Genomic DNA, 12,233 nt, shown 5'->3' with positions numbered 1-12,233 from the left:
CGGCACGATCACCGCATTCTGTGAGCGTGTCCCCCGCAACAGGTGCCCGGATGCAGTCAACAACACCTGAGCGCGGCCGAACTACGAGGATGCGGCGACATGCAGCACTGGAGTGAAGAAAGCCTCGCGGGCCTTCAGGCAGCCTTGGCCCACGAGACGTTGCAGTTCACCGCACCGGCACTCGGTGCGGCGGGCCCTCTGGTACGCGGGGTGCTGCCACCGCCTGAGGCACCAGGAGTGGGCAGGGTGGTCGTCTGGGACGGCGATGATCTCGCCAGTTCGGTTGCCTATGACCTCCCTTTGGTCGGCCGCGACGGCGACCACGTGCCGGCTGACGAGCTGTCAGTGCTGCTGCGCCGCATGGTGCGGCAAAGTGTGCACGGCCGGCCGACCGCACCGGCGCCCGCACTCCCCCGCGATACGCATGGCTTCCCCGTCGTGCCCGTCGAGGAAGCGACGCGCTTCCTCGAGGAAGGGACGGCCTTTCACGTCACCGATGCGCTCCGTGCCGCGGTAGCAGCCCTGTGCCCACCCGTCGATGAGGACGAAGAGGAGCTGCGACTGCGCGGCTTCCTCCTCCTCGACGAGCGGTCCGTACGCTTGTACGTGGATGGAGACGACCTACCCGGCGTGGTCGGTCTCGATGTCGCCCTGCGGGATGAGAACGGAGCGGTTACCGTCGGCATCACCGCGCTGGCCGCTGCCCTGCCCACGCTGGTCACCGGCGACCAGTTGAAGTACAACCCATCGGACGCGGTGGATCACTACTGCTCGGCCGTCTACGACCTCACGTGCTGGTAGAAACCCGGACCCGCGCTGTCGAAGCCGCGCTGTCCTGAGGGACGGTGCGGCTTCGGCGCGTCTGACGGCATCGCGTCACGGCGAGGCCGTGCACGCCGCTCCACGGCAACCATCACCGTCAGACTCTTCGCCCTCTCCCTCCTCGACGTTCCGTCCCACCGCAGAGGGCATCCGCCTCCATCCGTCGGTGCCCCTCCTGCTCGCCGCCGCCTCCGGCCCCTCTTGAGGCCGACGACAGGAAGCAGGCAGAGGCCAGGAAGGCAGCGTGGCGCACCCTCTCCTACCGCCTGGAGCGCATGCACCAGCTCGCCCACAATGGTCGGCAGCCCGAAGCGCTGCGCCAGGCGGCCGGGCCCCAGCGCCAGAGCGAGCAGGGTGCCTGTCTGGAGCAGGAGCACCAGCAGGACTTCGGAGCTCGTCCGCGACCGCCCTCCCGGACGACCGGTCCGGCCCGGCGGCGGTGGCCACCCGGGCAGGCGTGCTCGTCCTGGCGCTCGACGAACCGGCCCGCGAAGCCGGGCTCAACGCCTCCGCACTGGGCAGGCAATTCCTCGGCGGCCGGGGTGGCGGCACGCCGGAAACCGGCCAGGGCGGCGGAATCCCCGCCGACCGCATCAGCGGCGTACCGTCCGACCTCCCGGCCCTCCTGCACACCGCCGGCTGACTACGCGCCGCCGGGGCAGGAGGGGCGGGTGCCAACGCAACACGGCCTTCCCGACCCAGCCGCGCAGCTTCACCTCGGAACCCCCCAACAGTGGTGTTTGTCGCGGATGGGAAGCCGACTGGCCGAGGGGGATCAGCGGTTGATCATGTCTCGGGTCTGGGCGTAGACCGTTGCGTCCGCGAGCAGGTCCGTGTGGCTGAGGCAGGCGGTCTGGGTGTTGGCCGCGCCGGAGAGGGATACGGAGGTGTCCGGGTTGATCACCGTGTCGCAGGGCGACCACCAGGTGGCGTAACGAGGTGAGCCCGGTGTCTCGTCGCCGGAGTTGAGGGCGGCGAGGAAGTTGGAGCCGATACGCATCTCGGTGCAGGAGGTGTCGATGCAGGTGTTGGCGCTGTCGGTGCCGTGGTTCGGCCCTCCCAGTGACACCCAGGCGTCGACCTTGGAAGTTCCCTCGAGGTTCTTCAGGTAGTAGCGCGAGGAGAGCCCTCCCATGGAGTGGCTGACGATGTCGACCTTGGTGGCGCCGGTGGCTGCGAGGAGACGGTCGACCTCGGCGGACAGCTGCTGGGCGGTCGTGGCGTTCGACTGGTGCCAGTCGTAGGACCACTGGTCGAGGTACGAGGACGGCCAGCCGTCGGTTCTGAAGCGGCCCGCCATGGTGTTCCAGTTGCTCGCATCACCGGTGTAGCCGTGCACGAACAGGACGGGGTTGCTGGTCGAGTTGAAGGTCGAGCTGCTCGACGCCTGGGCGGGAAGGGACGCCTGCAAGGCGAGGAGGGCGCCGGCCGCAATCGCGGCTGCGCTCGCGAGGGTTTTGTTCATGAGGGACCTCGAATGGGTTCGGACGGCGCTCGACGGCGCGTTCTGACAAGGGACGGCGCGCTGAGGCGTTTCCCGGGTCACGGGACTGTGCCTACAGGCGTGCGGCGGCATGCCGAGGGGCCGGTCCGCCGTGGCCGCGCGGGGAGAGAACACCGGTGTCATCGAGGGGTGGCGTGAGAGTACTGACCGGTAGCCGTCGACGGTCAAGAGGCGTGCGCGGAATTGTTCGACCCGCTGCCGGAGCATGGCACGCCCAGCGAAGCGCTCGACGGAGCTGGCCGCCGCGACCATCCGGACGATCCTCGCCCAGGCCGCCGCCCAGCTCCGCACCCGGCTGAACGTGGCCGCCGATCTGCTCGGACGGCAGTTCCGCAGGTCACGACGGTGCTGCTGGACGCTGCCGTACCGAAGTCAGCACGGCCGAACTCCCCATCTCCCCATCGGCGAACGCGCTTTCCAACGGCAGCTCCCTGCTCAACCCCCAACCAAGCCGACACGAAGGTTTCCTGACCGCCCGCCAGGAAAGCCGCCTCACCGCACCAGGCCGAACCGGCGCTGACCGAAGGGGCCACCCGCACCGCTCCGAAGCCATGATTCACCTCGCCATGACCGACCTCATGGCCCGCCGCCTCACCGGCGAGAACACCATCTCCTCGCACGCCCCGACATCACCACGTCAAAGCTGCATCCAGGGATGAAACAACAGGAGAAAACGACCTCTCAGTTACGCATGGTGGTCACCTGCGCGCGCTGTTCCAGCCCGCCTGAGTACGGGCTCCGGAGGGATTCCCGGCCGGAATCGCCCGATCCGGAGCGCGATGCCAAGCTGGACCGCAACGAGGAGGCGCTGGAGCGTCTCCCGGACCGTGTGTTCGCGTTCGACGAGTTCGGGCCGCTCGGCGTCCGGCCCACCGCCGGGTTGTGCTGGGCCGAGCAAGGCCGGCCCGAGCGGCATCCCGCGACCTACCACCGTTACCCACAGGGTCCGCTGCTTCCACGGCTGCTACTCCATCGGCGCCCCCAAAGGCCCCGACATCCGTCGCTGGGCGAAGAAGAACAAGGCCAGCCTGTGCTTCACCCCGACCTGCGTGTGCTGGGCCAACCCGGTCGAGGCCCACTTCGGACCGCTGCGGCAGTTCACCGTCGCCAACTCCAATCACCGCAGCCACACCGTCCAGACGCGGGCCCTGCACGCCTACTTGCGCTGGCGCAACGCCAACGCCCACCACCCAGACGTCCTCGCAGCTCAACGCCGCGAACGTGCCCGGGTCGACAGCAAGAAGGGAATCCGCTGGGGCGGCAGGCTCCTCCAAGTCGCAGCCTGACCCGTCCCGGTGAAACCCATGCGATCTCAGCACTGGCCTCGGTTGCGCATCATCGACATCAGCAGCCCGTGGGTCTCCTCGTCGGCGGCGACCACAAGCCCACGACCTGCCTCGCCTATCGGGGCACCGTCGATGCCGGTGACAACGCAGCCGGCAGCCCGGCACACAGCGATATCGGCCGCGAAATGCACGCTCCCGGAGAGGTCGCCGCCATCGGTGACATACGCGGCGGCCGCCTCCGCATTTCGCATGCCACATCCGCTCATCAGGTCGGCGACCAGGAGGAACGCATCGTCGCCGGCCGCGCGTATGCCTTGCAGCTGCTGCGGCGAAGGGATCACCACGCGCTGGGTCGCACTGCGGAGGCTTGACCCCTGCCAAGGGGCTCTCATCGAATAGCCCCAGCCGATGGGCGTCGAGCGGGATCGCCTTGAGCTTGTCGTAGACATAGGACTGGGTGGCGAGACCAACACCGTTACGCTCCATCGTCTGGACGAAAGCATCCACGACCTTGTGGTCGAAGGTATTCATGCGGCGACTGGCGAAAGCCGGGTTTTCGCTCGACGGTACGCCGTTGCCGTACGGCCTCCAGTTCCACCACCGCCTCGTTGACCGCGGCGAGCACTGTCACAACGGCATCGTCGGCGACGGCCGGGGAGTCTTCGGCCGGCTTGTCGTGGATCCCGGCAGCGGCCGCGAGGGCGGCGAGGCCGTCCGTGTGCGTATCTGCGGCAGACTCTGGCCTCGCGCCGTCATCCGGTGGGAACCTCCAGGATGGGCGAGGACCCGCGCTCTGCCGTCGGTGGCGGACCTTCTCCGCGCCACCGGCCCATCGATGCCGGCAGGTACCGGAACTCCAGGAGGAACGCCGTCATGGGCGTGCTGTCCACCAGGCTCACCGAGAAGTTCGCCGTCCCGTACCCGTTCGCCTGCGCCGGAATGGCCTTTGCCGGCGGGACGTCCGATCTGGCGGTGGCCGTGACCCGGGCGGGCGGCATCGGCGCGGTGGGCGCCGCGCTCGTGCCCGCTGACCGGCTCCGGCGGATCATCCACGAGGTCCGGGCGGGCGTCGGGGAGGCCCCGTTCCACATCAATCTGATCACGTACTTCGACAACGCCGAACAGGTCCGCGTCTGCGCCGAGGAACGGGTACCGATCGTCTCCTACCACTGGGGGCACCCGCCGGCCGACGAGGTCGAGCGGCTGCGCGAGGCCGGGGTGTCGGTGTGGGAGCAGGTCGGCTCCGCCGACGCGGCCAGGCGCGCCGCCGACGAGGGGATCGAGGTCGTCGTCGCCCAGGGCTGGGAGGCCGGCGGGCACAACTACGGCGGCCTGCCCACCATGGTCGGGGTGCCCTCCGTCGTGGACGCCGTGGGCGACCGTGCGCTGGTCCTCGCCGCGGGCGGGATCACCGACGGACGCCAGGCGGCCGCGGCCCTGTGCCTGGGCGCCGACGGCGTGTGGGTGGGCACCCGGCTGGTCGCCTCCCGGGAGGCCCAGGTGCATCCCGAGCACCACCGCCGGCTGCTGTCCTCCGCGGGGGAGGACACGGTGCGCACGGCGATCTTCGGTCCCGAGTGGCCGGAGTTCAACCCGATGCGGGTGCAGCGCGACCGCGTGGTGTCCGAGTGGAACGACCGGCCGGCGCAGGTGCCGACCGCCCGCGACTCGCTCGACCAGGTCGGCACGACGGTCTTCCAGGGCGAGGTGACCGTGCTGCGCAAGTTCAACGTGCTGCTGCCGGTACCCGGGACCGAGGCCGACTGGGAGGAGATGCCATGGCCGATGGGGCAGGGCGTCGGCCTCGTGCGCGACATCAGGCCGGCCGGGGAAATCGTCCGGGAGATGATGGACGAGGCCGAGCGGGTACTGACCCGGTTCCGGGCCTGACAGCGGCCGTGAGGCCGGTACCGGCGGCCCGACCCGGGCCGGACACCGTGCGGGTACCCGCCATGGACGCTCGCCCTGATCGCCGTGTTTGCCGTGATTGCCTGAGAGTGGAAGGGAAGAGTGCCTTCGGGTTGCCATCGCCGGCCGTGGCGTACACGGCTTGGCAGTTCCACCGGTACCGCCGGCCGGCCGCCGCCCGCCGTGCGTGAAGCCCGGCTGCCTGCTCCCGACCCGGTAACTCAAAGGATGTAGCGGGCTTTCCCTCCTGAGCAGGAGGTCAGGGGGGACGGGGGCCGGCGGTGAGGATGCCAGCGGCACCAGGCCCCGGACGGACATGTGCCCGACGTTGAGCACCCAGGAAAAGACAGATGGCGGAACCTCGCCGCAGCACCACCACTTCGCGTATCGGGGCCCTGAGCCGGGCTCTGCTCGGCGGGCTCATCATGGCCTCGGCGCTGGGCACCGGTACCGTCCTGGGCTCGGCCATCGCCGATCGCGTCGGAGCTTCGGGACTGCCGGCGCGCCTGGTTCCGGCCGTACTCGTCAGTGCCGTTGCCGTTCCCCTCGTCATCGTCGCGCACCGGGCCGCACGTCGCCTCCGCTCGGATTCGGCAGCCCTCGTGCGAGCATGCGTGCGTTCCTGACGGGCGCGGGCGTGACAGCAGCGGCGGCGCTTCTCGTACTGGGGGCGACCACGATGGGCGGCATGCTGCGCTGGTCGAGCCCCGACCTCGGCGCCCTCGCCGGATTCCTCGTCTCCCACACGGCCGTCGCCCTCCTGCTCGAAGCGCTGCCGTAGGAGACCGCGCTGCGCGGCTACGCCTGGACCTCCCTGCGCGAGCGGTTCGGCGGTACGGTCGCCGCCCTGGGCACCACGGTGGTGTTCCTTCTGGTACCGGGGGCATCGACGGTCGTGGAAGCCGTCACCGCCCAGCTGATCGGCGAGGAGCCGCAGCCGATCGGCATCGCGCCCGGCGGGCAGCCCCCGGCCGACTACCTGATCCTGCTCGCGGTGTTCGGACTGGCCCTCGTCGCGGCCCGCACGGCCGTGCAACGGGCCCCGCCCTGGGCCGCCATCGGCGCCCACCTGACGTTCCTGACGGTGAATCGGATTCCGCTGGAGGGCGACGAGCGGGGTGCGGGCTGGTCGGCGGAACACATGACGGTGGACGTCGTGCTCCTCGTGTCGGCGTACCTGTTGGTCGCCGCCGGATTCGCGGTGCGCGGGTGGGCTGCGCGACGGCGCGTGGGCGGCGAGCCGGGCCATGGTGGTGTCGCCGGCGGCCGCTGAGCGCAGCCGCGGCAGCGGAACGTCGGCTTGCGGGGCCCATTCGCGGGATGCGGGGGGGGCGGGCGGATGCCGCTCGGTTCGGCTCGTTCGGTCGTGTCGAAGGGCGTCGAACGGCGTCGATATGAGAGCGCGCACCGATAAGTCCCGTCCGTGCCATTGACGTTGGGTTTCCGTCACGTCTACCTTCCGGTTCGAGTTAACGAGCAGTGTTCGGGATACCGAACAAGGGAATCGTGTTCTCCACCCGACCACCGGAGCCGCCCCTGTGCCCGCACGCCGCCGCACGTCGTGACGCGACGCGCACTCCGTGCCACCCACCACCCGCGCCACCGAGAGGACACCATGTCGCACTCCGCACCCCCGGCCCGGACCGCCCCGTCTGCCGCGGCTCGTCCGGCCCGGTTCGTCCTGGACCCGGCCTTCACCGTGGGCGAGGTCAGCCCGCGGCTCTTCGGTTCCTTCGTCGAGCACCTGGGCCGCTGCGTCTACACGGGCATCTTCGAACCGGACCACCCCACGGCGGACGAGGCGGGCCTGCGCGGCGACGTGCTCGCCCTGGTCCGCGAACTCGGTGTCACCGCACTGCGGTACCCGGGCGGCAATTACGTGTCCGGTTACCGGTGGGAGGACTCCGTCGGGCCGGTCGACGAGCGGCCGCGCCGGCTCGACCCGGCCTGGCGGTCCACGGAGACGAACCGTTTCGGGCTGAGCGAGTTCGTGGACTTCGTCAGGAAGGCCGGACCGCAGGCCGAGCCCATGATGGCCGTCAACCTCGGCACCAGGGGGGTGGCCGAGGCGCTGCAGCTCCAGGAGTACGCCAACCACCCCTCGGGCACGGCGCTTTCGGACCTGCGCGTCGCGCACGGCGACAAGGAGCCGTTCGGGATCCGGCTGTGGTGCCTGGGCAACGAGATGGACGGGCCCTGGCAGACCGGGCACAAGACGGCCGAGGAGTACGGGCGGCTGGCCGCCGAGACCGCTCGTGCCATGCGGCAGCTGGACCGGGACGTCGAACTGGTCGCCTGCGGCTCCTCCAGCCAGGCCATGGACACCTTCGCCGCGTGGGAGGCGACGGTGCTGGCCGAGACGTACGACCTGGTGGACTACGTCTCGCTGCACGCCTACTACGAGGAGCGCGACGGCGACCGCGACTCGTTCCTCGCGTCGGCCGTCGACATGGAGTCGTTCATCGAGAACGTGGTCGCCACCTGCGACCACGTCGGTGCCCGGCTGAAGTCGAAGAAGAAGATCAACCTGTCCTTCGACGAGTGGAACGTCTGGTACCAGAGCCGCTTCGAGGCGGAGGCCGCGGCAGGACCGCTCGACTGGCCCGAGGCGCCGCGCCTGCTGGAGGACAACTACTCCGTCACGGACGCCGTCGTCTTCGGCTCGCTGCTCATCGCGCTGCTGCGGCACGCGGACCGGGTGACCGTCGCGTGCCTCGCCCAGCTCGTCAACGTCATCGCCCCGATCATGACGGAGCCGGGCGGCCCGGCCTGGCGGCAGACCACGTTCTACCCCTTCGCGCAGGCGTCCCGGTACGGGCGCGGGCAGGTGCTCGACCTGCGCGTGGACTCGCCCACGTACGAGACGCGGAAGTACGGCGAGGTGCCGCTGCTGCACGCGACGGCGGTGCGTGACACCGAGACCGGGGCGGTCACCGTGTTCGCCGTCAACCGCAGCCAGAGTGATCCGCTGCCGCTCGAAGTCACCCTGCACGGCCTGCCGGTCTCGCGCGTCGCCGAGCACAGCGTGCTCAGCGACGCCGACCCGGAGGCCCGCAACACCCTCACCGACCCCGCGCGGGTCACGCCGCACCCCGGCGCGGGCGCCGTACTCAGGGACGGCGAGCTAGCCGTGACCCTGGAACCGCTCTCCTGGACCGTGATCCGGCTGTCCTGACCGGAGCCGCTGCCCGGGCCCCTGGTCCACCCACTCCCTCGAAGGTGAGCCGCCATGCAACCACTCGACACCTCCCGGACGGCCGGGGTGTCCCCGACGCCCCGGCGCCGGGCCGTTCTCGCCGGTGGCCTCGGGGCCCTGGCCGCTCTGGGCCCGTTGACCGCGGGGTGCACCGCCCCGTCGGCCAGTGCTTCCGGCAGGACCAGGCTGCGCTACTGGCACCTGTTCGGCGGCGGTGACGGTCTCACCATGCAGTCGCTGCTCCGGAAGTTCAGCAAGGCGCACCCGCAGATCGACGTGGAGGCCGCGACCCTCCAGTGGGGCGCCCCGTACTACACCAAGCTGGGCATGGCCGGCGCGGGCGGACGGGCGCCCGAGCTGGCCGTACTGCACCTCGCCCGGCTCGCCGGGTTCGGCCCCGGCCGCCTCCTCGACCCCTTCGACCTCGACCTGCTGGCCGAACTGGGCATACGGCCGCGGGACTTCCCCGAGAACATCTGGCGGCGCGGGCAGGCACACGGCCGGCAGTTCGCCGTGCCGCTCGACACCCATCCCACCGTCCTCTACTACCAGACCGAGGTGTGCGAGAAGGCCGGTCTGCTGGCGGGCGGGAAGCTCAGACCCATCCGCGGTGCCGCGGAGTTCGCGGACGCCCTGCGCGCGGCCAAGAAGGTCACCGGGCGGCCCGGCCTGGTCACCGAGACGCTCGGCCCGGACTGCATCACCCCATGGCGGCTGTTCGCCACCTTCTACTCGCAGACCGGCGCCAAGGTGCTCTCGGCGGACGGCAGGCGGCTGGCCCTGGACGACGCCAAGGCACTGAAGGTACTGGAATACATGGCGTCCCTCGTCGAGGAGGGACTGTGGCTGCGGCGCGCCGACTACACCGCCTCCATCGGCCTGTTCAACGAGGGCCGGACCGCCTTCCACCTCAACGGCGAGTGGGAGATCCCCTCCTTCCGCCCCACCGGCCTGAAGTTCTCCATGACCCGGGTGCCACCGCTCTTCGGCCGCCCCACCGCCCAGGCCGACTGCCACTCCTTCGTACTGCCGCACCAGGCGGACCGCGGCGGCGAGCCCAACCGGGCCGCGCACACCCTGGTCGCCTGGCTCCTGAAGCACTCGGTCGACTGGGCCGAGGGCGGCCATGTACCCGCGTACGCGCCCGTCCTCAAGGACCCCGCCTACCTGAAGCTGGAACCCCAGTCCGAGTACCGCGACGTCATCGACGACGTCGCCCTCGACGAGCCCGCCTGGTTCACCGGCTCCGCCTCCCGCATGTGGATCGAGCTCGGCGCGGTCTTCTCCGGTGTGCTCACCGGCTCCCGTACGCCACGCGGTGCGCTGGACGAGGCCAAGCAGCGGCTGCGTGCACTCCTCGCCACCCCGAACCCCCTCGCCGGAGCCGCGTCATGACCACGCTCAGCCCCACCTCGGCGCCCGCGCCCCGCGCGGGCCGGGCCACCCCCGCGAGCGGTACCCGCACCACGGGCCGGGCCCGGCGCAGCTGGACCGAGCACGGCCTGGTGTTCGTCGCGCCCTTCCTGGTCGTCTACGCCCTCTTCCTGATCTGGCCGCTCGTCTCGGGCCTCGGCATGAGCTTCACCGATGTCGACATCACCGGCGTGGGCGGTGAGTTCGTCGGCCTGGACAACTACGCGGAGGCGTTCGGCGACCCCGCCGTATGGGCGTCCCTGTGGAACACGGTGTGGTTCACCCTGCTGTCCACGGTCCCGCTCGTCGTCGTCGGCCTGGTGCTCGCCCTGCTGGCCAACGAGCTGCGCGTGGTGCAGTGGCTGTGGCGGATCGGCTGGTTCGCGCCGTTCCTGCTGCCGTCGGGCGTGGTCTGCATGCTGTTCCTCTACATGATCTACCCCTCCGGCTTCGGCCTGGCCGACCAGCTGCTGGCCTCCGTCGGCCTCGAACCGGGCATCGGCTGGCTCACCGACGAGCGCTACGCCATGCTCTCCATCGTCGTCACCACCGTCTGGTGGACCGTCGGCTTCAACTTCCTGCTCTACCTGTCGGCCCTCCAGGCCATTCCGCCGCACCTGTACGAGGCGGCGGAGCTGGACGGGGCGAGCGCCTGGCGGCGGCTGTGGCACATCACGCTGCCACTGCTGAACCGCACCACCGGGCTCCTGCTCGTCCTCCAGGTGCTCGCCTCGCTCAAGATCTTCGACCAGGTCTACCTGCTGACCGGCGGCGGCCCCGACGACTCGACCCGCCCCATCCTCCAGTACGTGTACCAGCAGGGCTTCACCGGTTACCGGATCGGTTACGCCTCGGCTGTCTCGTACATCTTCTTCGCCCTGATCCTGCTCGTCTCCTTGGTCCAGCCCGTGCTGGCCCGGCGACGCCGAGCTGAGGAGGCCGCCAAGTGAGCACCGCTACCACCACACATACGGGCGGCGCGTCGGGCAGACGTCCGCGCTTGACCCCCGGCCGGACCGCCCTGCTCGTCGTCGCCCTGCTCCTCGTCGCGGCCTGGCTGCTGCCACTGGTCTGGGCCGTCGCCACGTCCCTCAAGCCGGAGGGCGAGACGACGAAGACTCCCCTGGAGTGGATCGGCTCGAAGATCACTTTCGAGGCGTACGCGAAGGTGTGGGAATCCGGCGACCTGCTGCAGTGGACCGTCAACTCGCTGTTCGTGTCCGTGATCACGACCCTGCTGACGGTGGTGCTGTGCGCCATGGCCGCGTACGGGTTCATCCGTACCGACTTCCGCGGCCGCAGGCTGCTGTACGGCCTGGTGCTCGCCGGCATCATGGTCCCGCCGCAGGTGCTGATCGCTCCGCTGTTCACGGAGATGGTGCAGCTCGGCCTCGTCGACACCTACTGGGGAGTGATCCTGCCGCAAGTGGCCGCCCCCGCCATGGTGTTCATCCTGGTGAAGTTCTTCGACGGGGTACCGCGCGAGCTGGAGGAAGCGGCCTTCGTCGACGGGGCAGGACGTTGGCGGGTGTTCTGGACGATCGTGATGCCGCTGTCGCGGCCCGTGCTCGCCGCCGTCGCGATCTTCACCTTCATCTCCACGTGGAACAACTTCCTGTGGCCGTTCCTGGTGACCACCGATCCGAACGGCATGACCCTGCCCGTGGGCCTGGTCAACGTCCAGTCCTCGTTCGGCGTCCGGTACGCGCAGATCATGGCGTCCCTCGTGATCGCCGGGCTGCCGCTCCTCGTGGTGTTCATGCTGTTCCAGCGGCAGATCGTGCGCGGCATCGCCCACACCGGGCTCGCCGGCCAGTGAGGGTCCCGTCGGGCCCGGCCGCGGGCGTGCGGTTCGGCCGTGGCCCCAGCAGGACCTCATGCAGCCGGGGTTACACCCCGGCTTTGGTCCACTCCGCGAGCCGGCGCCAGCAAGTCGTGCCCGAGCCGAAGCCAAGCTCCTGCGGAAGGTGCTCCCAGGCAATCCCGGTGTGCAGCACGAACAGGCTGCCCTGGAACACCAGCCGGTCCGGATGCCGTTTGCGTCCCGGATGCAGGGCCCGACGCTCCACCTTCGGCAACAGCGGCTCGATGACCGCCCACAACT

Annotated in this window: 10 protein-coding genes and 4 pseudogenes; 11 read left to right on the top strand and 3 right to left on the bottom strand. The window is 70.3% G+C overall.

Translation table 11 applies throughout. The annotated features are described in order from the left end of the window. Positions 1 to 99: 99 nt before the first annotated feature. Together IF20_RS23095 and IF20_RS23090 are read left to right on the top strand one after the other, a co-directional pair. Positions 100 to 801 (top strand): hypothetical protein, encoded by a 702-nt coding sequence (locus IF20_RS23095; RefSeq protein ID WP_199896712.1) that lies wholly within the window; start codon positions 100 to 102, stop codon positions 799 to 801. Between the two features lie 460 nt (positions 802 to 1,261). Next, complete coding sequence (locus IF20_RS23090; protein ID WP_052867192.1) at positions 1,262 to 1,465, top strand: hypothetical protein; 204 nt, start codon at positions 1,262 to 1,264, stop codon at positions 1,463 to 1,465. Between the two features lie 132 nt (positions 1,466 to 1,597). Here IF20_RS23090 and IF20_RS23085 read toward each other — a convergent pair whose 3' ends face one another. Next, a complete protein-coding gene (locus IF20_RS23085; protein WP_052867191.1) occupies positions 1,598 to 2,287 on the bottom strand; it encodes an esterase/lipase family protein in 690 nt (229 codons plus the stop codon). 563 nt (positions 2,288 to 2,850) lie between these two features. Between IF20_RS23085 and IF20_RS40060 the strand changes: the two are divergent. Further along, positions 2,851 to 2,985: pseudogene (locus IF20_RS40060) on the top strand (IS5 family transposase); the annotation flags it as partial. Positions 2,986 to 3,083: 98 nt separating this feature from the next. Beyond that, positions 3,084 to 3,612, top strand: a pseudogene (locus tag IF20_RS23080) (IS630 family transposase); the annotation flags it as partial. 26 nt (positions 3,613 to 3,638) lie between these two features. Here IF20_RS23080 and IF20_RS39310 read toward each other — a convergent pair. After that, positions 3,639 to 3,842: pseudogene (locus IF20_RS39310) on the bottom strand (inositol monophosphatase family protein); the annotation flags it as partial. A 643-nt stretch (positions 3,843 to 4,485) separates the two neighbouring features. Here IF20_RS39310 and IF20_RS23070 point away from each other — a divergent pair. The 7 genes from IF20_RS23070 to IF20_RS23040 all read left to right on the top strand — a co-directional run bounded on the left by IF20_RS23070 (position 4,486) and on the right by IF20_RS23040 (position 11,948). Continuing rightward, on the top strand, positions 4,486 to 5,502 hold the full coding sequence (locus IF20_RS23070) for an NAD(P)H-dependent flavin oxidoreductase (protein WP_052867189.1): 1,017 nt from the start codon (positions 4,486 to 4,488) through the stop codon (positions 5,500 to 5,502). Between the two features lie 628 nt (positions 5,503 to 6,130). Next, positions 6,131 to 6,301, top strand: a complete 171-nt coding sequence (locus IF20_RS39305; protein WP_199896711.1) for a hypothetical protein — start codon at positions 6,131 to 6,133, stop codon at positions 6,299 to 6,301. A 114-nt stretch (positions 6,302 to 6,415) separates the two neighbouring features. Beyond that, positions 6,416 to 6,793, top strand: a complete 378-nt coding sequence (locus IF20_RS23060) for a hypothetical protein (protein WP_052867187.1) — start codon at positions 6,416 to 6,418, stop codon at positions 6,791 to 6,793. A gap of 342 nt (positions 6,794 to 7,135) precedes the next feature. Next, entirely contained in the window at positions 7,136 to 8,695 is a 1,560-nt protein-coding gene (gene arfA / locus IF20_RS23055) for an arabinosylfuranosidase ArfA (RefSeq protein ID WP_052867186.1), read from the top strand. A 54-nt stretch (positions 8,696 to 8,749) separates the two neighbouring features. Continuing rightward, positions 8,750 to 10,111 (top strand): extracellular solute-binding protein, encoded by a 1,362-nt coding sequence (locus IF20_RS23050; RefSeq protein WP_052867185.1) that lies wholly within the window; start codon positions 8,750 to 8,752, stop codon positions 10,109 to 10,111. Further along, the gene (locus IF20_RS23045; protein WP_052867184.1) at positions 10,108 to 11,079 is read left to right on the top strand and encodes a carbohydrate ABC transporter permease; all 972 of its coding nucleotides are present in this window, start codon (positions 10,108 to 10,110) and stop codon (positions 11,077 to 11,079) included. Before IF20_RS23050 ends, IF20_RS23045 begins: the two co-directional genes overlap by 4 nt. After that, on the top strand, positions 11,076 to 11,948 hold the full coding sequence (locus tag IF20_RS23040) for a carbohydrate ABC transporter permease (RefSeq protein ID WP_052867183.1): 873 nt from the start codon (positions 11,076 to 11,078) through the stop codon (positions 11,946 to 11,948). The genes IF20_RS23045 and IF20_RS23040 overlap by 4 nt, the downstream gene beginning before the upstream one ends. Before the next feature lie 73 nt (positions 11,949 to 12,021). Here IF20_RS23040 and IF20_RS23035 read toward each other — a convergent pair. After that, positions 12,022 to 12,231: pseudogene (locus IF20_RS23035) on the bottom strand (transposase); the annotation flags it as partial. Positions 12,232 to 12,233 lie beyond the last annotated feature (2 nt).

Origin of the sequence: Streptomyces niger (assembly GCF_000718305.1) — a bacterium.
GTDB lineage: Bacteria > Actinomycetota > Actinomycetes > Streptomycetales > Streptomycetaceae > Streptomyces > Streptomyces niger.
This window is presented reverse-complemented; position numbering and strand designations above follow the sequence as displayed.

Coding starts and splice junctions, on each gene's coding strand:
- IF20_RS23095 (WP_199896712.1), top strand. CDS start 100: ATGCAGCACTGGAGTGAAGAAAGCCTCGCGGGCCTTCAGGCAGCCTTG.
- IF20_RS23085 (WP_052867191.1), bottom strand. CDS start 2,287: ATGAACAAAACCCTCGCGAGCGCAGCCGCGATTGCGGCCGGCGCCCTC.
- IF20_RS23070 (WP_052867189.1), top strand. CDS start 4,486: ATGGGCGTGCTGTCCACCAGGCTCACCGAGAAGTTCGCCGTCCCGTAC.
- IF20_RS39305 (WP_199896711.1), top strand. CDS start 6,131: ATGCGTGCGTTCCTGACGGGCGCGGGCGTGACAGCAGCGGCGGCGCTT.
- arfA (WP_052867186.1), top strand. CDS start 7,136: ATGTCGCACTCCGCACCCCCGGCCCGGACCGCCCCGTCTGCCGCGGCT.
- IF20_RS23050 (WP_052867185.1), top strand. CDS start 8,750: ATGCAACCACTCGACACCTCCCGGACGGCCGGGGTGTCCCCGACGCCC.
- IF20_RS23045 (WP_052867184.1), top strand. CDS start 10,108: ATGACCACGCTCAGCCCCACCTCGGCGCCCGCGCCCCGCGCGGGCCGG.